The 25,296-nt window shown below is 59.3% G+C and carries 23 protein-coding genes and 1 tRNA gene; 15 read left to right on the top strand and 9 right to left on the bottom strand.

The annotated features are described in order from the left end of the window. Positions 1 to 106: 106 nt before the first annotated feature. Positions 107 to 1,666 (top strand): peptidoglycan DD-metalloendopeptidase family protein, encoded by a 1,560-nt coding sequence (locus tag FHX09_RS16740; RefSeq protein ID WP_132590853.1) that lies wholly within the window; start codon positions 107 to 109, stop codon positions 1,664 to 1,666. 53 nt (positions 1,667 to 1,719) lie between these two features. Here the strand turns inward: FHX09_RS16740 and FHX09_RS16735 are convergent, their stop codons facing one another. Next, positions 1,720 to 2,592: an ATP-binding protein gene (locus tag FHX09_RS16735; RefSeq protein WP_007788913.1), complete on the bottom strand. Its 873-nt coding sequence runs from the start codon at positions 2,590 to 2,592 to the stop codon at positions 1,720 to 1,722. A gap of 209 nt (positions 2,593 to 2,801) precedes the next feature. Between FHX09_RS16735 and yajC the strand changes: the two genes are divergently transcribed. The 8 genes from yajC to FHX09_RS29945 all read left to right on the top strand — a co-directional run bounded on the left by yajC (position 2,802) and on the right by FHX09_RS29945 (position 9,721). Beyond that, positions 2,802 to 3,149, top strand: a complete 348-nt coding sequence (gene yajC / locus FHX09_RS16730; RefSeq protein WP_007788914.1) for a preprotein translocase subunit YajC — start codon at positions 2,802 to 2,804, stop codon at positions 3,147 to 3,149. A gap of 56 nt (positions 3,150 to 3,205) precedes the next feature. Beyond that, positions 3,206 to 5,767 (top strand): protein translocase subunit SecDF, encoded by a 2,562-nt coding sequence (gene secDF, locus FHX09_RS16725; RefSeq protein WP_184450404.1) that lies wholly within the window; start codon positions 3,206 to 3,208, stop codon positions 5,765 to 5,767. Positions 5,768 to 5,771: 4 nt separating this feature from the next. Continuing rightward, positions 5,772 to 6,158, top strand: coding sequence for an Mth938-like domain-containing protein (locus tag FHX09_RS16720; protein ID WP_007788916.1), 387 nt, complete (start codon positions 5,772 to 5,774; stop codon positions 6,156 to 6,158). Between the two features lie 2 nt (positions 6,159 to 6,160). Beyond that, complete coding sequence (locus FHX09_RS16715) at positions 6,161 to 7,012, top strand: phytoene/squalene synthase family protein (RefSeq protein ID WP_184450402.1); 852 nt, start codon at positions 6,161 to 6,163, stop codon at positions 7,010 to 7,012. A gap of 69 nt (positions 7,013 to 7,081) precedes the next feature. Continuing rightward, positions 7,082 to 7,549, top strand: a complete 468-nt coding sequence (locus tag FHX09_RS16710; protein ID WP_132590859.1) for a hypothetical protein — start codon at positions 7,082 to 7,084, stop codon at positions 7,547 to 7,549. Positions 7,550 to 7,743: 194 nt separating this feature from the next. Next, positions 7,744 to 8,403: a peroxiredoxin gene (locus FHX09_RS16705; RefSeq protein WP_007788924.1), complete on the top strand. Its 660-nt coding sequence runs from the start codon at positions 7,744 to 7,746 to the stop codon at positions 8,401 to 8,403. A 36-nt stretch (positions 8,404 to 8,439) separates the two neighbouring features. Further along, positions 8,440 to 9,477 carry an MBL fold metallo-hydrolase gene (locus FHX09_RS16700; protein WP_007788925.1) on the top strand — a complete coding sequence of 346 codons (1,038 nt, stop codon included), beginning with the start codon at positions 8,440 to 8,442 and terminating at the stop codon, positions 9,475 to 9,477. A 25-nt stretch (positions 9,478 to 9,502) separates the two neighbouring features. Continuing rightward, positions 9,503 to 9,721, top strand: coding sequence for a GDCCVxC domain-containing (seleno)protein (locus FHX09_RS29945; RefSeq protein WP_132590861.1), 219 nt, complete (start codon positions 9,503 to 9,505; stop codon positions 9,719 to 9,721). Here FHX09_RS29945 and FHX09_RS16695 read toward each other — a convergent pair. The 4 genes from FHX09_RS16695 to FHX09_RS16680 form a co-directional block, all read right to left on the bottom strand. Then, the gene (locus tag FHX09_RS16695; RefSeq protein WP_165933117.1) at positions 9,709 to 10,302 is read right to left on the bottom strand and encodes a class I SAM-dependent methyltransferase; all 594 of its coding nucleotides are present in this window, start codon (positions 10,300 to 10,302) and stop codon (positions 9,709 to 9,711) included. The genes FHX09_RS29945 and FHX09_RS16695 overlap by 13 nt on opposite strands. Before the next feature lie 104 nt (positions 10,303 to 10,406). Beyond that, a complete protein-coding gene (trmFO, locus tag FHX09_RS16690) occupies positions 10,407 to 11,840 on the bottom strand; it encodes a methylenetetrahydrofolate--tRNA-(uracil(54)-C(5))-methyltransferase (FADH(2)-oxidizing) TrmFO (RefSeq protein ID WP_184450400.1) in 1,434 nt (477 codons plus the stop codon). A 76-nt stretch (positions 11,841 to 11,916) separates the two neighbouring features. Further along, complete coding sequence (locus FHX09_RS16685) at positions 11,917 to 13,983, bottom strand: pyridoxamine 5'-phosphate oxidase family protein (protein ID WP_184450398.1); 2,067 nt, start codon at positions 13,981 to 13,983, stop codon at positions 11,917 to 11,919. 48 nt (positions 13,984 to 14,031) lie between these two features. Then, a complete protein-coding gene (locus FHX09_RS16680) occupies positions 14,032 to 14,649 on the bottom strand; it encodes a glutathione S-transferase (protein WP_184450397.1) in 618 nt (205 codons plus the stop codon). A 112-nt stretch (positions 14,650 to 14,761) separates the two neighbouring features. Between FHX09_RS16680 and FHX09_RS16675 the strand changes: the two genes are divergently transcribed. Beyond that, positions 14,762 to 15,649 (top strand): LysR family transcriptional regulator, encoded by an 888-nt coding sequence (locus tag FHX09_RS16675; RefSeq protein ID WP_037081776.1) that lies wholly within the window; start codon positions 14,762 to 14,764, stop codon positions 15,647 to 15,649. A gap of 513 nt (positions 15,650 to 16,162) precedes the next feature. Here FHX09_RS16675 and FHX09_RS16670 read toward each other — a convergent pair. Both FHX09_RS16670 and FHX09_RS16665 read right to left on the bottom strand, forming a co-directional pair. Further along, on the bottom strand, positions 16,163 to 16,306 hold the full coding sequence (locus FHX09_RS16670) for a DUF1127 domain-containing protein (RefSeq protein ID WP_016553778.1): 144 nt from the start codon (positions 16,304 to 16,306) through the stop codon (positions 16,163 to 16,165). A 298-nt stretch (positions 16,307 to 16,604) separates the two neighbouring features. Continuing rightward, positions 16,605 to 16,751 carry a DUF1127 domain-containing protein gene (locus tag FHX09_RS16665; RefSeq protein ID WP_007788937.1) on the bottom strand — a complete coding sequence of 49 codons (147 nt, stop codon included), beginning with the start codon at positions 16,749 to 16,751 and terminating at the stop codon, positions 16,605 to 16,607. Between the two features lie 881 nt (positions 16,752 to 17,632). On the opposite strand from FHX09_RS16665, the gene FHX09_RS16660 reads away from it, so the two are divergent. From FHX09_RS16660 to FHX09_RS16640, 5 genes are all read left to right on the top strand, one after another. Further along, positions 17,633 to 18,736: a DUF2157 domain-containing protein gene (locus FHX09_RS16660; RefSeq protein WP_184450395.1), complete on the top strand. Its 1,104-nt coding sequence runs from the start codon at positions 17,633 to 17,635 to the stop codon at positions 18,734 to 18,736. After that, the gene (locus FHX09_RS16655; protein ID WP_132590871.1) at positions 18,733 to 19,320 is read left to right on the top strand and encodes a GDYXXLXY domain-containing protein; all 588 of its coding nucleotides are present in this window, start codon (positions 18,733 to 18,735) and stop codon (positions 19,318 to 19,320) included. The genes FHX09_RS16660 and FHX09_RS16655 overlap by 4 nt, the downstream gene beginning before the upstream one ends. Before the next feature lie 155 nt (positions 19,321 to 19,475). Beyond that, positions 19,476 to 19,560, top strand: a tRNA-Leu gene (locus tag FHX09_RS16650). 186 nt (positions 19,561 to 19,746) lie between these two features. Continuing rightward, positions 19,747 to 21,228: a trigger factor gene (gene tig / locus FHX09_RS16645; RefSeq protein WP_007788944.1), complete on the top strand. Its 1,482-nt coding sequence runs from the start codon at positions 19,747 to 19,749 to the stop codon at positions 21,226 to 21,228. A gap of 169 nt (positions 21,229 to 21,397) precedes the next feature. Then, positions 21,398 to 21,823: a nuclear transport factor 2 family protein gene (locus FHX09_RS16640; protein WP_132590873.1), complete on the top strand. Its 426-nt coding sequence runs from the start codon at positions 21,398 to 21,400 to the stop codon at positions 21,821 to 21,823. Positions 21,824 to 21,857: 34 nt separating this feature from the next. Here FHX09_RS16640 and FHX09_RS16635 read toward each other — a convergent pair whose 3' ends face one another. Together FHX09_RS16635 and sthA are read right to left on the bottom strand one after the other, a co-directional pair. Continuing rightward, on the bottom strand, positions 21,858 to 23,648 hold the full coding sequence (locus FHX09_RS16635; RefSeq protein WP_183719116.1) for a radical SAM protein: 1,791 nt from the start codon (positions 23,646 to 23,648) through the stop codon (positions 21,858 to 21,860). Between the two features lie 181 nt (positions 23,649 to 23,829). Continuing rightward, entirely contained in the window at positions 23,830 to 25,236 is a 1,407-nt protein-coding gene (gene sthA, locus FHX09_RS16630) for a Si-specific NAD(P)(+) transhydrogenase (RefSeq protein ID WP_007788947.1), read from the bottom strand. Between the last annotated feature and the right edge of the window lie 60 nt (positions 25,237 to 25,296).

The raw sequence follows: 25,296 nt of genomic DNA, 5'->3' as shown, positions 1-25,296 counted from the left end.
GCAATCTCTCAAAAAAATCGCGCGGATTCCTGTGCCTTAACCGCATGGTAATACTAACGCGCTTTAATAAACCCACAAATGGTTGCGTTCATCAGTGGGTCGAGTCATGCGTTTCAGTCTTTCGCCAAGAGTGGGCAAGTCTGCCGGTAATGTCCTGATAGCGGCTTTGCTGGCGAGTGCCGCAACGGGTTGCAGTTCCGATGTAACACGTTTCGGTGGTCTTTTCTCGTCATCGGGTCAGGACCAGATGACGACCAACTCCATCCCACGCAGAAATATGCAGGCCGATCCCGTGCCGCAGGCGGATTTGGCGCAGGGCGGCTATTCGGCAAGCAGCCAGGCGATGAGCCAACCCTATCCGGCGCAGCCCGCTTATGGCGCCTCCAGCGCTCGCATGGCCTCGGCACCGGTCTCCGTTCAGCGCTCCGATCTCGCTGCTCCCTCCGCGGTGGCGCCGGCAGCTCCGTCCCGCGAAAAGCAGGTAGCGCTCGCGCAGCCATTCCCCGCGGCCGCGGCTCCGAAGAAATCGGCCCCGGTTCTCGTTCCGCCAAAGACGGCAACCGACTCGATCGTCACCGGCACAACCCCGAAGGTGTCCGGCTGGTCGGCAACCAATGCGCCTTCCGTTACGCTTCGTCCGGGCGAAACCATCGCGACGCTCGCCAATCGCTACGGTGTCCCGGAGAAGGAAATTCTTCGGGTCAACGGCTTCAAGACTGCCGCTGCCGCGAAGCCTGGTCAGATCATCCTGATCCCGACCTTCAACGGAGGCAATGCCGCCAAGGCATCCGCCCAGACGGCCGACCTCTCCAAGGGCGGGCATCTGCCTCAGCCTGGCAAGCAGCAAGAGCAGAACGTTGCCGTCGTTCCGGGTGCGAATTCCGCCCGCGACAAGTCGGTCGCAAATGCCGATCCGGCGGGCAAGCTTCCGGCTGGCGCGGGTAAGGGACCGAAGGGCGCCGGCGGTACCTATGTCGTCAAGCCGGGTGACTCGCTTGCCAAGATTGCCAAGGCAACGGGCACCAGCATCGACGATCTGAAGGCTGCCAACAACCTGTCGGCTGGTTCGATCCGCATCGGTCAGGAACTCAATCTCCCCGGCGCTTCGCGCGATGGTATGAAAACGGCCTCCATTCCGGCAAAGGCAGAACCGAAGCCGATCGCTGAGCCTGCTGCCGCAGCAACGACCGCCGCCGCGCAACCCGCAACCTATAAGGCACCCGTCGCGACCGAGACGGTGGATGAGGCTGCCAAGAAGGAAGTGGCCTCCGCGGCGCCCGAGGCAACCGGCATCGGCAAGTATCGCTGGCCGGTTCGTGGAGCTGTCATTGCGGCCTACGGCGCCAACGTCAACGGCAGCCGTAACGATGGCATCGACATTTCCGTGCCGCAGGGTACGCCGATCAAGGCGGCCGAAAACGGCGTGGTCATCTATGCCGGCAATGGCCTGAAGGAACTCGGCAATACGGTTCTCGTCCGCCACGACGACGGTACCGTTACCGTGTACGGCAACGCCGACACCCTGAGCGTCACCCGCGGCCAGAAGATCCAGCGCGGACAGACGGTTGCTGTCTCCGGCATGAGCGGCAACGTCAAGCAGCCGCAGGTCCACTTCGAAGTCCGCAAGGATGCGACTCCGGTCAACCCAATTACTTTCCTCGAATAGGTATTGCGTCCGAGGATGCTCAAAAGCCCGGCTTCAAAGCCGGGCTTTTGTCATTATGCGCGGTCAAGTGCGATGCGCATCCGGCCAGCGAGATCCTGAATGTACTGCCAGGCGACGCGGCCGGAACGCGCGCCACGCGTTGTGGCCCATTCCAGTGCCTCCGCATGCATCTTTTCGCGATCGATGGGTAGCTTGAAATGATCTGCATAGCCGTCGATCATCGTCAGATAGTCGTCCTGGCTGCATTTGTGGAATCCGAGCCAAAGGCCAAACCGGTCGGACAGCGAAACCTTTTCCTCGACCGCTTCGGAGGGATTGATCGCCGTCGACTGCTCGTTCTCCATCATGTTGCGCGGAAGCAGGTGGCGCCGGTTCGAGGTTGCATAGAAAAGAACGTTGTCTGGCCTCCCCTCTACGCCGCCATCAAGGGCTGCCTTGAGCGATTTGTATGCCGTGTCATCGTGATCGAACGAGAGGTCGTCGCAGAAAACGATGACGCGGAGGGGCGCATCCTTCAGCAGATCAAGCAGCGTCGGGAGGCTCGCGATATCTTCGCGATGCACTTCGACCAGTTTCAGCGACACGCCGCTCTCACGCCGCACATCTTCATGGACGGCCTTGACCAGCGAGGACTTGCCCATACCGCGCGCGCCCCATAGGAGAACGTTGTTCGCCGGATAGCCTTCGGCAAAGCGGACCGTGTTTTCGTGGAGGATATCCCGCACGTGGTCTACACCACGGATCAGCTTCAAGGCGACCCGGTTCGGTCGTGCAACTGGCTGGAGGTGCTGGCGGGCAGGGGACCAGACGAAGCAATCGGCAGCGTTCCAGTCGTTGGCAGCGGGCGCCGGGCCGGCCAACCGGTCGATCGCATCCGTCAGTCGGCGCAGTTCCGTCAGAATGGCGTTGTTGACGTCTTCGGCCATGGGCCTTCCTCCTGAATTCTGGTTGCAACCAGCCTGCTGTGTCTTTTGCCTGCGACGTAGCATGGCCTTTTGCGAGCGGAAAGGTTATGAGGCAGCGGAATCGGTACGGTTTCCGGCTGTTTCTGTTGCATTCGCAAAGACCATAATTATAGTCCGGCCACCCGAGAAAAGGCGGAGTTCCGCCACCGGAAAGCTTTGAGGAGTTTAGCATGTTCATCACCCCGGCATTTGCCCAGGCTGCCACCGACACTGCGGCGTCGCCGTTCGGCTCTGGCCTAGAAATGATCATCCTTTTTGTGCCGCTGATGGTTGTCTGGTATTTCCTGTTGATCCGTCCGCAGCGCGCGCAGGCCAAGAAGCGTGAAGAGACGCTGAAGGCGATCCGTCGCGGCGATCAGGTCGTCACCGGCGGCGGTCTCGTCGGCAAGGTCACCAAGGTTGTTGACGACAAGGAACTCGAAGTGGAAATTGCAGACGGGGTTCGCGTTCGCGTCGTTCGCACCGGCATTTCGGAAGTTCGCGTCAAGGGTGAGCCGGTGAAGGCAGACGCTGCATAGTATTGCAAACCTAGCCGCGAACCGGATTGGGCCGGATCGGAAATAGTCGAGAGAAAATGCATCGTTTTTCCCGCTTGAAGGCCGTTCTGATCTGGGTTTTGGTACTGGTGGCCGTGATAATCGCGGCCCCAAATTTATTGTCGGACGGGCAGCGTTCTAAGCTGCCCGCATGGTTGGCTCATAGCCGTGTTGTCCTTGGCCCTGATGTGCAGGGCGGTTCCCATCTGCTTTTTCAGATCGAGCGCTCCGATATCGTCAGGGAACGGCTCGAGCGTACGGTTGCTGACGTCCGTGGCAAGTTGCGCGAATCTAACATTCGCTATACCGGCCTGACCGGCAACGACCAGGACGTCACCGTCAGGATTACCGATGCCAGCCAAGTGGACGCTGCGGTCAATGCCTTAAGCACGTTGACTGCGAGCAGGAAGAACGGCTGGTTCGGCGGCTCGGTCCCGAATGTATCCCTGGAGAGAGGTAACGGCGGGCAGCTTACACTACGAATTTCAAACGATAGCATCGACGAAGGCATCACAGTTGCCCTGGCGCAGTCCCTGGAGGTTGTCGAGCGTCGCATTGCCGGCCTTGAGATCAAGGATTTTTCTGTTCGCGCAGATGGCCGCGACCGCATCGACGTCAAAACGCTCGGCTCGATTGACGTCGAGCGGCTGAAGAATATTCTGAACGAACCCGCTCAGCTCGCGGTTCGGATGATCGATGAAAGCATGTCCGGGCAGGAGGCCCTTGCCGGTCGCTGGCCTGCGACCTCCGAAGTACTCTATTCGCTTGACGATCCGCCCGTTCCTTACCTCGTCGATCGCACGGATTTTATAACGGGCAAGAATCTCGTCGATGCTCAGGCGGTCGTCGATCCGCAAACGGACGCGGTCGCCGTCAGCTATAAGCTGGATGCCGAAGGGACCGAGCGCCTGGCCCAGAAGACGCGCCAGAATATCGGCCGACACCTTGCCATACTCTTCGACGATCAGGTCATGGCGGCGCCGCTTATCAACGCGCCGATCTTGGACGGCACCGGAAGCGTGCCGGTCAGCTTCAGCGAGGACGGAACCCGCGATCTTGCGCTGATGTTGCGAAGCGGCGCTCTGCCGGCGACGTTGACGACGGTGGAGGAGCGCACCGTCAGCCCCACTCTCGGCGCTGAATCGAAGCGCGCCGGTTTGGTCGCCGGCTTCGTCGCTGCGATCCTTGTCACCGGGTTGATGTTTGCCTTCTATCGAAAGCTGGGCATCATCGCCGGCATTTCGCTTGTCCTGAACCTCCTCCTGATTCTCGCTGTGCTGAGTGTGATCGGCGCAACGCTGACATTGCCCGGCCTCGCAGGCATTGTCTTGATCATGGGCATGGCCGTCGATGCCAATGTGCTCGTCTACGAGCGAATCCGGGAAGAGGCGAAAGCCGGCCATTCCTTCGCGGATGCGATCGATAACGGGTTTTCTCGTGCGTTCCTGACGATCCTTGATGCCAATGTCACCATCGTCATTGCAGCGGTTATTCTCTACTATCTCGGCAGTGATACCGTTCGCGGTTTTGCCGTGACGCTGGCGGCGGGAATTCTGGCGACTGTCTTCACCACCTTCACGCTGACGCGTTGGATTGTCGTCACCTGGCTCCATCGCAAGCATCCGCGGCATCTGCCCAGGGATGTTCAGACAGGCATCTTCGATCACGCGAACATCCGCTTCATGGGCATACGGCGGTACACTTTCACGGCGTCGGCGGCGCTTTCGATACTGGCGATGGTCGGCTTCGCGACGGTTGGCGCAAACCTTGGCGTTGACTTTGCCGGCGGCTCGCTTGTGGAGGTCAAGGCGAAGCAGGGTGTTGCCGATCCGGATGATATCCGCGCGCGTCTCGGCGATCTGAACATCGGGAATATCGAGGCCCGTCGCCTTGCCGATGCCTCAACGGCGTTGGTTCGCATTCAGGCGCAAGGTGGCGGCGAGAATGCCGAACAGTCGGCTATGACCTTACTGCGCGATGAATTGGGTGATGACTACGAAATCCGGAGCGTGGAGGTTGTCGGCCCAGCCGTGTCGGGTGAACTGACGAGGGCCGCGACATTGGGTATACTCGGTTCGCTCGCTGTCATCCTCCTTTACATCTGGCTGCGCTTCGAATGGCAGTTTGCGATCGGTGCGATCATCGCGACCCTTCACGATATCATCTTGACGCTGGGCCTCTTCGTGCTGACAGGCATGGAATTCAATCTAACGAGCGTTGCGGCCATCCTGACGATTGTCGGCTATTCGCTCAACGATACGGTCGTCGTCTACGACCGGATGCGTGAAAATCTGAAGCGCTACCACAAGATGCCTCTGCCGATCCTGATCGATGCCTCGATCAATCAGACGCTGTCGCGCACTGTTTTGACGGCTGCGACGACATTGCTGGCCCTGCTGGCGCTCTGCCTGTTCGGTGGTGAAGTGATCCGCCCGTTCGCCTTTGTGATGCTGTTCGGCGTTGCAGTTGGCACCTTTTCCTCCATCTACATAGCTGCGCCCGTGCTGATTGCTTTCAAGCTCCGGCCGGACGCCGTCAATAGTGATCAAAATAAGAAAGTGGCCGAGCCGGGTACGAACTCCGGCAATCCGGTAGTGTGAGAATATGGCAAGAGGCATAGAAATCCGCGAGGCGCATTTTCCTGGACGCGCGCCCATCGATACCTACGGCAACGGCGGTTTCCGTTTCGCCGACATGTCCCATCGCGGATCGATCCTTTGCCTTCCGTCCGGTATCTATGGCTGGGATATGGACATGTCGAAGCCGCTGTCGATCGAGAATTTTCAGAAGGTGCTCGACGAGGCAGCCGAGATCGAGGTCCTGCTGATCGGCACAGGGAACGATATGCGTCCGATCCCGGCTGATCTGAAGGCTGCCTTGAGGGCCGCCGGCATTTCATCCGATCCGATGAATACGGGTGCTGCGGTTCGCACCTTCAACATCATGCTCTTGGAATCCCGCGCCGTCGCCGCGGCGCTAATAGCGGTCTGACAATGGCCGATCAGCCTTTGACGAACCAGGACATCTGCCTGGCGACGCTGCGCGACAACGACCGCGACCGGTACCTGGCCTGCCTGCTGTCGCCGGAAAGCAAGCGGGACGCATTGGCCGCACTCTACGCTTTCAATGCCGAGCTTGCACGTATTCGCGATCTGGTGCACGAGCCCCTTCCGGGGGAGGTTCGCATGCAATACTGGCGCGACCTGCTGGAGGGGAGCGCGCATGGCTCCACCCAGGCAAATCCAATTGCCGCTGCCTTGCTATCGACAATCGAAGCCCACCGCCTGCCGCCGAAGACCCTCGTAAACATGATCGATGCTCGCATCTTCGATCTCTACGACGATCCGATGGAGACGCGCGTCTCGCTCGAAGGATATGCCGGCGAGACGGCGTCTACCCTCATTCAATTGGCTAGCCTGGTACTTGCGCCGGAGGAGGCTGCCAGATCCGCTGAGGCTGCTGGGCACGCAGGTGTTGCGCAGGCCATCGCCGGCCTCCTGCTTTTGATGCCGCTGCATCGTCACCGCGGACAGCTCTATATTCCGCTTGAAATCCTATCTGCGACGGGACTTGATCGCGATGCGTTTCTTGCCGGGGAGGACAAGTCGCGCATCTCTGCAGCGATCGAAGCTTTCGCCGGGCTCGGCCGCGACCATCTCGCCAGGGCGAGAAGTGTCGCGATATCATCGACCGTATTTCCGGCATTCCTGCCTGTCGCGCTGGCGGAGCCCGTGCTTGTCAACGCTCAGAAGACAGGCGCAGGATTGTTCGAGCGTCAGTTGCAGCGCTCGCCGCTGCGGCGCCAGGCGGGCATGCTGCTCGCGTTGATGCGCAAGAAAATCTGAATTTTGTTCAAACTCGCGCAAGGCTCGTGCCTTATAGAAGCGTCGTTGCAGCTTTGATCGGAGAGCGATGTGAGCATTATCGTCTGGTGCGTTATATTCGCGATCGTCATTTTCATCGCCTTCATTTCGACGCGCATGGCGGCGCAGAACAAGGAAGATGGCCTTCACGATACCGGACTCGCGATCATCGAGTTCAACCGGGCTTTTCCCACTGAAGCAATCCGCCAGTTGCAGGCCACCGCCAACGGACAGGCAGTGTTCGTACGCCTGCATGACAATAAGGCGGGCTTCATGCGCAACATGCAGAGACATTATTCATGCCACATCATCGAGCCGGGCAGGGTGCGTGTCCTGAGCTCGGAAACGGGCAGCGGCCTCAGCATCGAGTTCCTTGACGCTCCACATCAGAGCGGTACGTTCGAATTTGCCTCCTCCAAGGAGGCATCCGAGGTCTCTCTCTGGCTGCTCGGCAACTACGTGGCCGAGCCGGACAAAGCATTGGCGTCGCACAATTCCACAGCCGAAAACGGCAAGTAGCGAAGCCCCTGGCGAACCGGCATATCGTTTCGCCGCAGTCGTTCCGCATTCACGATCATCCTTATCGGCATAGCCTCTCGCGTGACGCATGGCTGCGGCCGTTTTGCCGTTGCTTGCCGCCCGAAATAGGCGCAAGATTTGCGCTCATCCGGCAATGTTTGAGTTTGTGTTCACAAACGCGATGGAGGTGCGTGATGCTTGCGATCAATGATACCGCTCCGGATTTCGAAGCCCAAACGACCGAAGGCAAGATCAGTTTTCACCAGTGGATCGGTAATTCCTGGGCGGTGCTGTTTTCGCATCCGAAGGACTTTACCCCCGTATGCACAACTGAACTCGGCTACATGGCGCGGATCAAACCTGAGTTCGACAGGCGCGGTGTGAAGATCATCGGCCTCTCGGTCGATCCGCTTGAACGCCATGCCAGCTGGATGAATGACATCGAGGAAACACAGGGCTACCGCCCCAACTACCCGATGATCGCCGACGTCGATTACACCGTGTCGAAGCGCTATAACATGCTGCCCGCTTTGGTATCCGGCGATCCGACGGAGCGCACGCCGGCCGACAACCAGACCGTCCGGAACGTTTTCGTCATCGGCCCCGACAAGAAGATCAAACTGGTTATGGTTTATCCCATGACCACCGGTCGCAACTTCGATGAGGTGCTGCGGGTTATCGATTCGCTCCAGCTGACCGCCAAGCACAAGGTTGCTACGCCGGTGAACTGGAAGAACGGTGAGGACGTGATCATCGCCGGTTCTGTCTCCGACGACGACGCAAAGAAGCAATATCCGCAAGGTTGGCGAGCGCCGAAGCCCTATATCAGGATCGTGCCGCAGCCGCACGGATAGTCCATTGCAAACTGTGCCGCCACGATGGAGGTAGGGATGATCTTCCGGCAACTGTTTGATCCGGTGTCGAGTACTTATTCCTATTTGCTGGCAAGCCGGAAGGGCGGCGAGGCGCTGATCATCGATCCGGTGCTGGAAAGGGTCGATCGCTACCTCCAACTCATCCATGAACTCGACCTGAAGCTGGTCAAGGCCGTGGACACGCATCTCCACGCCGATCACATCACGGGCCTTGGCGCTCTGCGCGACAAAACCCATTGCATCACAGTGATGGGGGAGCAGACAAAAGCCGATGTCGTTTCGATGCGGCTCTCCGATAACGACAAGCTGACCATCGAGGGGCTTTCCCTGGACGTGATCTATACGCCGGGCCATACGGACGATTCCTACAGTTTCGTGCTGCCCGACCGCGTATTCACTGGCGACACCCTGCTCATCCGCGGTACCGGCCGCACCGATTTTCAGAACGGTGACCCGAGAGCGCAGTTCGAGTCGATTTTCGGTCGGCTTCTGAAGCTTCCGGACTCAACACTGGTTTTCCCGGCGCACGACTACAAGGGGGATACGGTCTCCACCATCGGAGAGGAGAGGGCCTTTAACCCGCGCCTGCAGGTGACGTCTGCCGATGAATACGCCGACCTGATGAACAATCTGAAGCTCTCGAATCCGAAGATGATGGATGTCGCCGTACCCGCCAATATGAAGGTCGGGATGAACCAGGATAACGTCATGCGCCACGGCTGGGCGCTGACGGCGCAACAGGCGCTGAGTGTCGTCGGCCTCGGTGATGTCGCTTTGATCGATCTACGCGAGAACGCCGAGCGGCAGCGAAACGGTACGATTCCGGGCTCACTGCATGTCCCGTACCCGTCGCTCGAGGAAAGCATAGGTGCAGGCGGGATGCTGCATGAGCTGGCAAGTTCAACCCGCAAGAGGCTGCTTTTCTACTGCGCCTTCGGTGAGCGATCGGCAATGGCCGTGCAGGCGGCGCACGACGCCGGCCTTCCCCTGGCCTTTCACATTCAAGGCGGCATCGACGCCTGGAAGAAAGCGGCAGGACCGATCGCGCATTAGCGAGCAGCCAACATGAGGCGATGCAATGGTCGAGCGGCGATCAATTCTGACCTGTCCCATCTGTAGCCACCGATCGGTAGCGACGATGCCGGTTGACGCCTGCGTTTGGTTCTACGAATGCCGAGGCTGTGGTGCGACGCTCAAGCCGAAGGACGGTGATTGCTGCGTTTTCTGCTCATATGGGTCGGTTCCTTGCCCACCGGTTCAAGACCGGAACGCCCCGCCCTGTTGTCACGCGACTTGAAACACAGCCGCGTAGTGGTAGGGCGGGAGATCGACGATCCGCAGCATGTGAAAGCCAGCGGCTTCAACGACGGCGCGCACGGACTCGGGTGGCATACGCATCTCGGTGCGCGGTCCGCGCGGCTTGCCGAGGATCACCGTGTCTTCTCGCGGCACTGGATGCCAGTTGATGATGCAGAACACCCCGTTCGGTCTCAGAACTTCCCTTACGGAACGTGCAAGCCCGATCTGGTCAGGAACACCGTGGAAAGTATTGGCGATCAAGACAAAATCGACCGGTTCGAAAAGGCGCTCGGCCAAGGACGCGGCGTCCGCGCAAATCCACTGGCGAACAGACGCGCCTCTTCGTTCAACTTCGGCCTTCGCCAGATCGATCATGGCGGGATCGAGATCGAGCGCCGCCAGACGTCCGTCGACCAATGCTGCGAGCGGGCCGGTGAAATAGCCGTCGCCGCAGCAAAGGTCGAGAACGCTCATGCTCCGCCGGATGCCGACCTGTTGAAGGAGCCCTTCGGGATCAGGCCACAGCGCAGACCACCAATCCCGGTCCGGCATGGACGTACCTTGAAACAATGCTGCCATAGGCGTGCACCCTTCGACGACATTTCACTATAACATTTGCGATCATGCCGGTGGCCTCGGATCCACCGAGAGGGGGACCGAGAGCGCTGTGGCCTACGGCCTGATTACGCACTCTCCGCGAGATGAGCGTCGAGCCCCAGCCAGTTCGCGCAATCAGCAAGCGCGCGCCTGGCGATCAACTGTCGCTTCATGATCGTCTTGTCCTTGCCGCGGAAGCGCTTGACACCTTCGGGCTTGACGATCGAACCGGGCTCAAGTTCGGGAAAGAGGCCGAAGTTGATGTTCATCGGCTGGAAGGACCGCTTGCCAGGTTCCTCGTCGTTGACGATGTGGCCGCCAGTGATGTGGCCGAGCAGCGAGCCGAGCGCCGTCGTTACGGGCGGCAGCGATACGGCTTCTCCTTTGCGCTCGGCTGCAGCAAACCGGCCGGCCATCAGCCCAACGCTCGCACTTTCGACATAGCCTTCGCATCCGGTGATCTGCCCGGCAAAGCGCAGACCGGGGCGGGACTTGAGCGTGAGGGAAGGGTCGAGCAGTGTCGGCGAATTGATATAGGTATTGCGGTGAAGGCCGCCGAGGCGGGCGAATTCGGCGTTCTGAAGTCCCGGGATCATACGGAAGATCTCCGCCTGAGCGCCGTATTTCAGCTTCGTCTGGAAGCCGACCATGTTGTAGAGCGTGCCGAGCGCATTGTCCTGCCGCAACTGAACGACAGCGTAGGCCTTGACGGTCGGGTTATGCGCGTTGGTCAGGCCCATCGGTTTCATCGGGCCGTGACGCAGGGTCTCGCGGCCGCGTTCCGCCATTACCTCGATTGGAAGACAGCCATCGAAGTAGGGCGTTCCTTCCCATTCCTTGAAGCCGACCGTATCGCCGGCAATCAGAGCGTCCACGAAAGCGTTGTACTGCTCTTCGGTCATCGGGCAGTTGATGTAATCCTTGCCGGTGCCGCCGGGACCGACCTTATCGTAGCGCGATTGGTACCAGCAGGTATCCATGTCGATGCTGTCACGATGAACGATCGGGGCGATCGCATCGAAAAAGGCCAGCGCGTCCGCACCCGTCTCGGCCTGGATCGCGCTCGCAAGGGAAGGGGCAGTCAACGGGCCGGTGGCAACGATGGCGAGGTCCCATTCTTTCGGCGGCAGGCCGATCACTTCTTCACGAACGACCGTGATCAGCGGATGCTCGTGAATCGCCTTGGTCACGGCGTCGGAAAATCCGTCGCGGTCGACAGCCAGTGCGCCACCTGCCGGGACCTGGTGCTTGTCGGCGCACGCCATGATCAGAGATCCCGCCATGCGCATCTCGGCATGGATAACACCGACCGCGTTGCTGGTCGCGTCGTCGGACCGGAAGGAGTTGGAGCAGACGAGCTCGGCCAGGCCGTCAGTCTTGTGGGCGTCGGTGCCGCGCACGCCACGCATCTCGTGCAGGATGACAGGCACGCCGGCATTTGCGATCTGCCAGGCCGCCTCTGAGCCGGCGAGCCCGCCGCCAACCACGTAGATGGGAGAATGGGAAGAGGTCTTGTTCATGCGCGGCTGATTACCACGCTAGGGCGGCGCAGGAAACCGAAGAATTGGCGACTGGTCGATGCCGGCGCCGATGTTTTCAGATATCCAACTCCAGCCGAGCGCCAGTGTTGCTCGCTGCCGGCACGGTGCAGCAGATCAACGCTTCGTCATCGGCGGTGTCGGCGCTCGGCTCCTTCGTATAGGCGACAGCGCCGGAAAGAATTTTCGTCCTGCAACTTCCGCAATTGCCGAGACGACAGCTGAACTCGGGCGCCAAGCCACGCGCTTCGGCAAGCTCCAACAGCGTGCCCGATCCCGGCTCCCAGCGCGCTTTCCTACCTGAGCGCATGAAATAGACGGGCTGCGGGTCCTCAGCGGCGCGCGCTGGCGATCGCTTGGCCTCGTCTCGCGATCGCTGGAGAGACGCGGGTCCAAACGCTTCGGCATGGATACGGCCGTCGGCAATATTCAATCCGCGCAAGCCGTCATAGACAGACTGCATGAAGCCGGTTGGACCGCACAGATAGAAGTCATAGTCGTTGAACGGCAACACCCTGTTCAGCAGGATCATGTCGACACGTCCTTGCTGTTCGTAGCCTTCGCCAGCAACTGTATCGGACGTGTCGCTGAGCAACCGGACCAGCTTGACGACACCGCCGGACGCTTCGGCCAGTGCCTGCAATTCGGTATCGAATGCGCGTTCGGACTTATTACGTGCGGAATAGATCAGCCAGGTTGGTCGGATCCGTCTGGTGCGCAGTCCCTCGTAGACGACATGCCGCAGCATGGCGAGCAGCGGGGTGATACCGATGCCGGCCGCCAGTAAAACGGCAGGACGTGTCTCCGCGGCATCGATCGTGAACGCACCGGCCGGCGCGCGGACCTCGATGATGTCTCCTTGTCGGATGGCATCATGAAGATGCGTGGAGACAAGCCCCTCGCGCTTGACGCTGATGCGATACGTGCCGTCGGAGGGCGCCGAGGAGATCGTATAGGTGCGAACCGCTGGCACATCCGTTCCCTCGATCTTGATGCGGATCGGCAGGTGTTGGCCGGAGACATGCGGAATGATCCCGCCTTGGTCTGTTGGTTCGAGATAGAAAGAGCGCACGCTGGCATTCTCCTGGACGATGCGGGTGACGCGAAAGGGCCGCCAGCTTTTGGCGAGTGCTACCGCACGAAGCCGCGCGGCGGCTTCGTCCCAGCTGCCGGTCATCAGGGAGTTGGGAGATGAGCCATCCGCAGGCGACCGCCAGCGAAGCGGCAACGCTTCTTGCCTGTAGACGATTTGCCTCGGGCGAAAGCGCCACAGCCGCTCCGCGCCCTGGAAAGCTGCTATCTCAGGTGATTCCAGAATAACCTGCGCGTCGCCCGATAATTGCAGCAGATCGCCGCTTTCGAAATCCGCGAAGACCAGCCCCGCCCGTGGGTTGGAGAGGATGTTGCCGAGCGTGTTGAAAAAGAGATTGCCGGCAAAGTCCGGGATCGTCACAACGCCGTCCTCGCCGATCCGCACGAAACCCGGCCTGCCGCCGCGATGCGAAACATCGATTTGGCGCCCTTCACTGTCGCGGTCGACATACGAGGCAACGAAAAATGTATCCGCCTTGGCAATCATTTCGGCGGGACGACCGTCAAGGCTGCCGAAACTGACGGGGTCGTATCCGGAAGGTTGCATCGGATCGCGCGCGAACTCGAAATCGCGCAGCTGGATATATTGCGGGCAGTTGCCATAGGATTGCCCCACGCGCACATCGAAGCCGTCCTGCCCAGTTCTATGGACAGTGCCGTTCAGCCGGTTGCGACGGCGCGTATGGAGTTCGATGCCGAGCATGGCGATGGCCTCGCCGTCGTCCATTCCAGCGTCGGCCGGATCAAGGTGCTCCCGCGGAAGGCGGACACTCAGCGTGTGAATATCAGGGCTCTGAAGGAAGCCCGGCTGATTGGCACGCACCGTTGCCCATGCATTGCCGTGCGCATCTACCGTTCCCAGGACGATAAAAGGCAGCTGCGGATAGAACTGGCGGTGCTGATCGATCAAGTGATCTCGCAGAACGCGCCGGCCCACCTCGTTCATTCGCTTGGCGACGCCGGCCTTTTCCTGCAGTGCGATCTCTCCGGCATGCCAGGGAGAGGACGTGGTGCTCTGTGCATCGGTAGACATAACTGCCTCCTTGACGGCTCATGGTCGGCCGCAGCGCGATGAAACGCCTCAAGCCGCCTCGACAGTACCGACTGGCGATTTCTGGAATGGTTGAAAGCCGGGGAGGGCTTCGATCCGCTCAAGCCATGCCGTTACGTTGCGGTAGGCAGACCGATCGACGTTTCCTTCCGGCGCGCGGGCGATGTAGCTGTAAAGGGCGACATCGGCGATGGTCGGCCTGCTCGCGGCGATCCAATCGCGATCGACCAGGTGGTCATCGATCAGTTGAAGGATTCGATGCGCTCTTGCGATGACCTCTTCGGTGTCGAACTTCGCTCCGAACAACGTCACAAGCCTCGCCGCACACGGGCCATAGGCGATCTCGCCGGCAGCGACTGACAGCCAGCGCTGGACCGCCGCTGCAGCTGCCGGCTCCTCGGGGAGCCATCCTTCGGGTGCGTACTTCTTGGCGAGGTAGACGAGGATGGCGTTGGAGTCGCTGATGATAACATCGCCATCTTCGAGCACCGGCAACTGTCCGAAGGGATTGAGCGCAAGGAAGCTGGCGCTTTTGTGCTCTCTGGCAGCAAGGTCGACCTCCAAGACATCGGCGTCGATGCCGATCAGCGACAGAAAAAGGTGCGCGCGATGGGAATGGCCCGAGAGAGGATGTGAGTAAAGCTTCATCGGTCTGGTCTCCGTGTTGAGGTAACCAGACAATAATTGTTTCCAATTGCGTGCTGAATTGCGATAAGTTGAAAGAGACTGTTTCATTTCGCGGAATATTGCGGGCGAGCATATGGATCGGCTTCAATGCATGAGGATTTTGGTCAAGGTTGCCGAGACGGCGAGCTTTGCACAGGCTGCGCGTCAGCTTCACATGAGTCCACCGGCAGTCACACGCGCGATCGCCTTTCTGGAGGAAGCCACAGGGGCGCGGCTCTTCCTCCGCTCCACGCGCTCCGTAAAGCTGACGCCGTCGGGCAGCCGGTATGCCGAAGACTGCAGAAGGATACTCAGCGATATCGACGAGGCGGAAGCATCGGCTGGTGGATCTCATTCAACGGCGTCGGGAATCCTGACCATCACAGCACCGGTTCTGTTCGGTCAGATCTATATCGTCCCTGTTATGACGGAGTTTCTCAGCATGCAGCCAGCCGTCACCGGGCGCGTCCTCCTCTTCGATCGGATGGTCAATCTTGTGGAGGAGGGCATCGACGTGGCCATCCGCATCGGCCACCTGCCGGATTCGGATCAGCAGGCGATAAAGGTCGGGAGCGTGCGCCGCGTCGTCTGCGGAGCGCCGGCCTACTTCGAGCGTCACGGCGAACCGGCAACGCCAGCCGACCTCACCCGGCACGTAACTATTGTGAATACGGGGTCATCGGCGCCGTTGGACTGGCACTTCGCGCCCAACCATACGCCCGTCAAGCTTCATCCGCGCATGTACTGCAACACTGTCGATGCATCGATCGCAGCGGCGGTGACTGGATGGGGCCTGTCACGGACCCTGTCCTATCAGGTAACGGAGCATCTTGCCGCCGGTCGGCTGAGAACAGTGCTCGAGGATTATGAGGAAGAGCCACTGCCAATCCACGTCGTTCATGTAGAGGGAAGGCATGTCTCGGCCAAGACGCGCGCGTTCGTTGATTTCGCAGTTCAGAAGATAAAGTCCATCGGACTCTGAATGCCGGGATCAGCAAGATGCCGCATTGGGCGCATCCGCGAAGCTCAAGCCATTGTTCTGGCCGACGCTTCGTAGCGTTTTGACAGGAAACTTATTCGATCGAGGTTGTTCAGGATGTCGACCATGTCGCATGCTTCGCGCCACGTCATCCGGGCCATCCGAACGCCGTTCAATTCGGCCGGCTGTTGTGTCGTGGCATCGACAACGGTCCACAAACCATCCTCCATGCGAAGATTATATCGGCACATCGCGCATGTCTCCGTTAGGCAGCGGCCGGATAGTTTCACAATGATTAATATTAGTCCACCCTAAAGAATGGCCGAGATCGCGGTGTCAACAGGGCAGTGCAGTTTGGATTGTGTCGCCATTCGCGCGCTCGCACCGCCGCAGCTATTTCGTTCCTGGGGATTTGGTTCGCGATCGTATCACGTTAGCGGCGCCCATCGCAGCGAAGGGCTCGGAATCAAAAACGGCGCCAAAGGCGCCGTCTTGGAAGCTTCATGCTCGCCGCTATTAGCGGAACGAGCGGGAAGCGATGGTGCGAATGTCGTAGCGGCTAACGCCAATGTCGGCGAGCGTCTGATTGGAAAGGCTGCCAAGTTCGCTGAGCGTACGGCGGTAGCTAATCCAGCTTTTTGCAATGCGGATCGGGTTCATGTTCGTCTTCCTCAGAATGATCGTCGAGAGCAGCGCCATCGCCGTCTCATCGTTGATATCCATATAGGCGTTCCCAGTCATATTGTGCAGTGCAAAGAAAAGGCATCTGCTATGCAATTGTGCATGCGATGCTCATTACAAATGCAGTGATTACTTTCTGGGCGCTGCCATGAGCGAGGTGGAGTCGGCCGCAACTATTGCGGAAGCTGGTAGCCAGACAAAAGAAAACGCCCGTTGCCAGGGGCAGCGGGCGTTTTTGTCAAGGCGATCTGCTTGGGAGGACAGCGGATCGCTTGTATTAGCGGGCAGAAGCCTCGCGAGCAACGCGATTGATGTCAGAACGGTCGATGCCGAGATCGTGCAATTCGCGGTTGGTCATGCGGCCGAGTTCGGTAACGGTCTGACGGTACTTGCGCCAGTTGTTGAAAGAGCGTGCAAAGTTCATTTTAATCCCCTTTCCTAGGGCTTGCGATCTGCCAGCTGCCGCCGATCGGCGCTGACCTCTATCTGATGACCAGAATATATGTTGCACTGCGAAGTCGTGCCAGAGACAAGATTTCAGACCACCTATGCACCGGATGCAGATCTCACACCGTTATTCACGCGATCCGGCCGATACTTGGTCAATCGTTAGGCAGAATGGCTTGCAGCCGATCAGCTGTCGCCTGCCTTTTCGCCTGCCGGGACCAATAAACGCCGGTCGGCATATGCGGTTAGGGAGCTCAAATCGGACTCCCGCAGGTTTGCGGCCGTCCGTCACTGGCTGCGAGTCGTTGCTGCATCAATGAGCTTGCCGCCAGGCCGGTTGTCGGGGTGCGCGGGAGAGACATGTGCGGGAGAGACATCGGCGCTGCCCTGGAGGCACTGGAAAACCGGGCTTGTGATATTGTCTGCTATAGAAAACCAAACGCCCACCGGGGGAGGATCCGGTGGGCGTCATTAGGGCGACTGACAACTGGGAGGAGGAGTGTTGTCAGTCCATCGGAGGGCGCTGGGAGGAGGAGTGCGCTGCTCCGAATTTCGTCACGAAGATCATCTTCGAAGGCTTCCGGAGGACCGGGGCCGGGACGCCATTCCCTGCCTTGTGAAAAGTAATATAAATCGTCCCGCGTTAATTTTGCAGTGCAATATACTCACGCTTCCCATGCGCCAGACGCATGGCTTGCGAGAATGGGATGTATATTAGCGATTTGACGTTATCGATCGGCTAACACGCACCCCGAATTCACCCAATGAGGAATTCGTATGGGAATATTTCCCTCATGCTCAATCAACGGCTATAAAGCAAAAAAGGAGCGCGTTATCGCGCGTTTGGCGGAGTAGGGCATGTATCGCGGTCGATTGGAGCGAGATCTTTCGGTCTGGGTGGAAAAGGGGCTGCTGCCGGAAGCGACTGCGGGAGCGCTGCTGAAGGAATATGATGCCCGCCCGGCGAGCTTCAGCCTTGGCAAGGTGCTTATGATACTTGCGGCAATCCTGCTCGGGGCCGCGATCCTGCTGGTTGTCGCTTCGAATTGGGAGGCCATTCCGCGCTTTGTGCGGCTCGCCGTCATTCTTGCAATCATCTGGGCCGTGCATCTCGGCGCGGCGGTTATGCTGAGGCGCGGCGCAACGGGGGCGGCGGGCGGACTGCTGGTGATTGGAACCTTGTCCTTCGGCGGCGCGATTTCGCTAGTCGGGCAGATGTACCATCTGTCGGGGGACGAACTGACGGTGATGTATCTCTGGTTTGCCATGGCGGTGGTTTCGGCGGTCCTGTTCCGCTCCGGCGTTGTCGCTGCGGTGGCGGGCTTTCTGTCCTGGGGCAGCTTTGCCGCCTATCTTGATACCTACGATACGCGTTGGGTGGGTCTCGATCCTTGGGTTGTGCCGCTCATGGCGGCGGTGGTCGTTGGTCTCGTGCGCTTCACCGGCGCAGACCGCGTGCGTCATCTGGCGTATCTGCTACTCGTCGGCTGGCTTACTTGGCTCTATGCGGTGAACGAGAATTTCTGGCTCGCGCTCGTCTATGCCATCGCTGGCATGCTGGCCTTCGTGCTTGTTAGTCTGCCGCTGCCGCGCCTTTCCACGCTCATCAGAACAGCCGGTTCGGCACCTGCCTTCTACACCTTCCTCGTCGCCGTGATTGGGCTGTTCTTCCTGCATGTTGAACTCGAGCATGGCTGGCAGTTCGTAACATTGGCGCTCGTGACGCTGGGGGCCGCGGTCCTTGCGATTGCGCTCCAAGGCCGGAACAATGGCGCGGTGCGCTATCTGGGCTACACGGTGTTTGCGGTTGAGCTGCTCTACCTTGCATCGGTGACCGTCGGATCGATTCTTGGCACATCCAGCCTCTTCTTGTTCTCGGGGCTTTTCGTTGCTGCCGTTGCATGGATCGTCATTCGTCTCGAGCGGCGATTTGCCATCAGAACCCCGGAGGCAAGCCTATGAGCATTTTTTCGATGCAAGGCTCAGGGCGCCGCTCATTTGTCGCTGCGATCATCGTTGCTGCCCTCCAGACCGCCGTTCTTGGCTATGTGATAGAGAGCCGCGCATCGATCCTGCGAAGCGGCGCCGACGCTCTTCTAAAAACTGCCCCCGTTGATCCGCGCGATTTTCTCCGGGGTGACTATGTGGTGCTGAACTACGAGATATCTTCGGTCCCGGTCGCGTCGATCATTGGTGGTGTGCCGCAGGATCAGGGCAAGAGGAGCCTTTGGGTGCGGTTGAAGCCCGGTGATGGCGGATTCTGGGGCATTGTCGAATCATCGTTCGAACATCTGCCGCAGCAGCCGGGCACCGTGGTTCTGCACAGTAGACCCTTCTATAGTTATGGTCCCAATTCCGCCGACCATATCCGCGTCGAATACGGCATCGAACGCTACTACGTTCCTGAAGGGCAGGGGACGGCGCTGGAGAAGGCTCGCCAAGGCGGCGACGTCTCCATCGCCATTCGCGTCGCTTCGGATGGGACGCCGCAGATACGCAGCCTCCTCGTCGACGGTAAGCCCGCTTACGACGAGCCTCTTTATTGAGTTGAGGCCAAATGGGTGTGGAAGCCTGCGAGTGCGGGCAAAATCACTGTCATTTGCCCTTCATTTTTCCTTTGCCTCTACCAAATCGGGTGATATAGAGACGCCGCGCTCCGGAAGGCCTCATGTGCAGGCATATGCATGCGGTTTTTGAGAACGCGGGTATGGTGAAATTGGTAGACACGCCAGATTTAGGTTCTGGTGCCGCAAGGCGTGGGAGTTCAAGTCTCTCTACCCGCACCAAAGCTGGCTTGCAGGCGGGGGACCGGCAACAGGTGTCCCTCGATTACCCGGCAGCAAAGCGCCGTTCCGCCTCGGGTGGAATGAATAAGAATTGAGAACAAGCCACGCCCGGCAATTTTCCGGCGTCGTGCTCATCGAAACGAACGGCGTCTGGGCACGGCCGCCACGAAATGAAGGTAGGAAGACATGCAGGTTATCGAAACGCTCGCTGAAGGGCTGAAGCGCGAAATCAAGGTCGTAATCCCGGCCAAGGACATGGAAGTCAAGATGAATGAGCGTCTTGCCGACGTGAAGGACAAGGTCCGCATCAACGGCTTCCGTCCGGGCAAGGTTCCGGCCGCTCACCTCAAGAAGGTTTACGGCAAGTCCATCATGGCCGACCTCGTCAATGAGATCGTCCGCGAGCAGCCGACCGCCATCCTTGCAGAGCGCGGCGAAAAGTCCGCGACGCAGCCGGAAATCGCAATGACGGAAGACAAGGACGAGGCAGACCAGATCCTTGCCGCTCAGAAGGACTTCGAGTTCACGCTTTCCTACGAAGTTCTGCCGCCGATCGAGCTGAAGTCCAACAAGGGCATCAAGATCACGCGCGAAGTCGTCGACATTTCCGAAGAGGAAGTCAACGAACAGGTTCTGAAGGTCGCTGAAAGCGCCCGTTCCTACGAAACCAAGAAGGGCAAGGCTGCCAACGGCGACCGCATCACGATGGACTACGTCGGCAAGGTCGACGGCGTTGCCTTCGATGGCGGTACCGACCAGGGCGCAGAACTCGTTCTCGGCTCCGGCCGCTTCATTCCTGGCTTTGAAGACCAGTTGGTCGGCGCCAAGGCTGGTGATGAAAAGACCATCACCGTCACGTTCCCCGCCGACTACCCGGCCAAGAACCTGGCCGGCCAGGAAGCCACCTTCGACGTCACCGTCAAGGACGTTGCTGCTCCGGCCGATGTTGAGATCAACGACGAGCTGGCAAAGAAGCTCGGCCTCGAATCGGCTGATCGCCTGAAGGAAATCGTCCGCGGCCAGATCGAGTCGCAGTACGGCTCGATGACCCGTCAGAAGGTCAAGCGCCAGATCCTCGATCAGCTCGACGAAATGTACAAGTTCGAGACCCCGGCTTCGCTCGTCGACGCCGAGTACAATGGCATCTGGAACCAGGTCGCCAACGACCTCGCCCAGTCCGGCAAGACCTTCGAAGACGAAGACACGACGGAAGAGCAGGCTCGCGAAGAGTACAAGAAGCTTGCTGAGCGTCGCGTTCGCCTTGGCCTCGTTCTCTCGGAAATCGGCGAAAAGGCCGGTGTTGAGGTGAGCGAAGACGAAATGCAGCGCGCTATCTACGAGCAGCTGCGTCAGTATCCGGGCCAGGAAAAGCAGATCCTTGACTTCTTCCGCAGCCAGCCGGGTGCAGCCGCCTCGATCCGGGCTCCGATCTTCGAAGAAAAGGTCATCGACCATCTGCTGACCGAGATCGACGTTACGGATAAGAAGGTGACCAAGGAAGAGCTGCTCGCCGACGAAGAAGGCGAAGGTTCCGAGAAGGAAACCAAGAAGTCCGCTCCGAAGAAGAAGGCTGCCGCGAAGGCAGAAGCCGCTGAAGGCGAAGAAGCCGCTGCTCCGAAGAAGAAGGCTGCTCCGAAGAAGAAGGCTTCCGAGGACAGCGCCGAGTAATCTTCGGCCAGTTCGATTTACAGAAAGCCCCGCGCCTTGTGCGGGGCTTTTTTGTTTCTAGGGCCGTGGTCACCGTTGCGAACGGGCAGCAACGCCGATTGCGCACCACCAGTTGAATCTTAGATTGACCTGATGCAATCTGGGCGGTGCCTGTCGGGGAGGGTTTGCGATGACATCAGCCTCTGAGTTGAAAGGAATCGTAAGGCAGATTTTCAAGGCGAGGGCTGAGGGCGACCTTGAGCGGCTCATGTCATTTCTCGGTGACAGCTGCGTCTTCCGCATCGCCGGGAGCCGCCACTTGGCGCCGCTTACCGACCCGGTTGTTGGCAGCGCGGCGCTTCGCGCGACGATGCGGCACTTCATCGATACCTGGGAGATGAAAGCCCTTGAGATTGTCGACATTCATGTTGAGGGCGACGTGGCACTTGTGCATCGCAGCGGCCAGATGCGTCACGGCACAACGCACTTCGACACAGAGGTCATGGACAAGATGACCTTCGACAACGGCAAGGTGATTGAATGCGTGGAGTTCATCGACACGCTTCAAGCCGCATCACTATTAAACATCGCGACGATCTCGGCGGCCCAGAGATAGCTGCCGATTATCCTATCAAACGCCGTGCTTCTGGTCAGACGGCGGGCCGAACCTTGTGTGCGTGGGTCAGTTCCGCAACCTTGTGGATGTGAGAGACCGCGGCTAGTCCCCCCGCTGTCTTGGTGAAGAGTTCGAGCGTTTCATCCTCGTGGTCACCGACCGGTGTCAGCGCCTGATCCATGTAGTTCTTCGTTTTCTTGTCGCGTGCGATGAAGAAGGCGCTGGTTGCGAGGCTGGCAATGGTGGCGCCCAATGAAAGGTGTTTGCTGATGGTTTCCCAGATGAAACGCGGCCAGAACGTCACGGCGCTTTCCTTGGGAAGATCCGGGCGGCGTTCGGAGGGGTGCTTAAGCCTCAACAGGCCGCTCTGGAGTGGATGAACGTTCTCCAGCGGCACCGTCGTCGCGAACGACACGAGCATCTTGACGAGGCTGGCGAGCGGCACGCCCGTCGCAACCGCCCGGCGCAGCAGCGTCTTCATATGGGCTGGCGAATAGTAGAGCGACCATGCCTCCTGATAGATGCTTTCCCATTCCTGCTTGCTCATCTTCGGATGCGCGGTGCAGACATGCTCGACGTCGTAGATGTTGAGATCGGCGTCCATCTCGACGCCTTTCTTCCACAATGTCTGGTGATCTTCCGAGCCTGGAAGTGGCGTCAGCACGAAGAACTCGATGACGTCCAAAGGCAATTCGTGCTGGATGATGGCGATGTCGCGCCGGATCGTCTCTGGCGTGTCCGCAGGAAAGCCGAGAATGTAGCCGGCAAGCGTCATGATGCCTTGGGCTTTCCAGGCAAGCAGCATCTTCCGGTATTCGGTGATCTTGTTCTGGTTCTTTTTGGCCGCCGTCAGATTGTCGGGGTTTACATTCTCAAGCCCGATGAAGACGCGTGTGACGCCGGCGCGCTTTGATTTTTCGATGAAGTTCGGGATCTTGTGGCAGAGCGTATCGACCTGGATCATTAATCCAAGTGGAATTCCGTCCTTTTCCCTGAGTTCGATCAATCGATCGAAAATCGCCTCCCAATCCCTGTTGCGAGCGAAGTTGTCGTCGGTGATGAAGAACTTATGGATGCCTTGCGCCCAGTTCATCCGCACCAGTTTTTCGACATCATCGGCCGATCGGAATCGCGACTTGCGCCCCTGGACGTTGATGATGGTGCAGAAGGAGCATTGATAAGGGCAGCCGCGGCCAGCGTCGAAGCTCGTGCTGAGGCCAAGCGTCTGGGCCACATTGGCTTTCGGCAGGAACGGGACCGCCGCACCTTCGATGCTCGGCAGGTCGTTCATGAAATTGTAGAGTGGCTCAAGCTTGCCGCTGGCGGCATCCTGCAGGACGCGGTCCAACCGGCCTTCGGCCTCGCCGGCAAACATCGAGATACCCATCTCACGACATGCTTCGAGGCCAACCGCCTTGCCGTCGAGCATGGCGAGGCACCCTGACACGTGAAAGCCGCCCATCGAAACCGGAACACCAGCCTTGCGGAAGGGGCGCGCGATATCCAGTGCCCGCGGATACTGGTTCGACTGAACGCCAACCAAGGCGACCATCCCGAAATTGTCATGCTGCGCAAGTTGTTTGAGCAGGGCCGGGATGTTGACCCGCGTGTTCGTCTCGTCGATGACGGTGATCTCGATCCCGACCTCTGGGCCCAATACCTTGCGTTCTGCGCAGTCGGAGGCGATTCCATAGATTGCGGCCAAGGAATTGGACGGGATCATTGCCCGCCACCAGCGGATCACATAGCCGTCATCGTCGTAGTGCGACGGCTTGATGAGGATGAGCTGGAAATTCCGTTCGGCGGTCTTCGACAGATCTTGCACGGTCACTCGCTGGTAAGAGGAATCCCCGAAAATGGACGCTACCAGACACGGCGGATTATACAAGCGAAGGTTTTACCGGTGCTATTCGACACAAATAAGTCAGATCGAACGGATTTTGGTCGGATATCAGCTTTTTGTTTTCGTTTAGTAAATTGTCAAAGCGTGCGGCCTGGCTAGGGGATCAAAGCTCCGACTTGATGTCGCCCATCCGGTTCCACGCATCAAGGCCGGCGATCTTGTAGGCCTCGGCGAGTGTCGGATAGTTGAACGTGTTTTCGACGAAGTACTCGACCGTTCCCTTGAGGTTCAGCACGGCCTGGCCGATGTGGACCAGTTCTGTCGCCCCTTCACCGACGATATGAACGCCAAGCAGCCGGCGCGTCTTCAGCGAAAAGATGAGCTTAAGAAGCCCGGTGTCGAGGCCCATGATGTGTCCGCGCGAGGTCTCGCGGAAACGCGCGATGCCGCACTCATAGGGAATGCCGCGCTCCTTCATTTCCTCCTCGGTCAGGCCGCAGGTGGAAATCTCCGGCACGGCATAGATACCGTAGGGAAAGTACTTCGGTGGCTCTTTGGCGACCGCACCGATGGCAACACGCGCTGCAATGCGGCCCTGTTCCATCGAGGTGGACGCGAGGCTCGGAAAGCCGACTACGTCGCCTGCGGCATAGATATTGGGCACGGAGGTCTGGAAGGTTTCCGGATTGACCTTGAGGCGGCCGCGGCTATCGGCTTCGAGCCCCGCTGCTTCCAGATTGAGGGTGTCGGTCGCGCCCATACGTCCGGCGGCGAACAGAACCATGTCGGTCACCAGGTGGCGGCCATTGTCGAGCTTCAGCTCAACCTTACCGTTGTCCAGGCGCGTCACGTTGTCGGCTTTGGTACCGAGCAAGATCTTCATGTTGCGATCGCGCAGCTGATAGGTGAAGTCTTCGACGATTTCCCTGTCGATGAAATCGAGCATCGTCGGTTTCGGATCGACGACGGTCACTGCGGTATCAAGCGCACTGAAGATCGTCGCATACTCGATACCAATGACGCCCGCGCCGATCACAGCCATTGAGCGCGGGAGCTCCGCGATGTCGAGCAGTTCGTCACTGTCGAGCACCGTCTTGTTGTCGAATGGGATGTAGTCAGGGCGGAAGGGCTTCGTGCCGACGGCAAGCAGAATGCTGGCCCCTGTGACCTTGAGGACTTCGCCGTCGTCCTTGACGACTTCGAGCGTCGACGGGTCGACAAAGCTTGCCTTGCCTCTGATGTGCTGTACCCGGTTTCGGGCGAACTGGTGCTCCAGCACCTCGACTTCGTGGTCAAGGGTGATCAGCAGGCGGCGCCGAAGGTCATCGGCGCTGATCTCTTCCTTCACGCGATAGGATCGGCCGTAGAAGCCGCGCTCGCGCCAGCCGGAGAGATTGAGCGCCGTTTCGCGCAGTGTCTTCGAGGGGATGGTGCCGGTATGCACCGAAACACCGCCAACGCGCTTGCCTTGTTCGATGACCAGAACCTTCTTGCCAAGCTTGGCGGCCTGGATTGCGCCGCGGCGGCCTGCCGGGCCGCTACCCACAACAACGAGATCGTACTGGAACATTGAGCTGGCCCCGATTGGAAAGCTGGAATCATTTTTGCGACGCAATATGTCGCGCGTCCA

It is taken from the genome of Rhizobium sp. BK538 (assembly GCF_014197575.1).
Lineage (GTDB): Bacteria > Pseudomonadota > Alphaproteobacteria > Rhizobiales > Rhizobiaceae > Rhizobium.
This window is presented reverse-complemented; position numbering and strand designations above follow the sequence as displayed.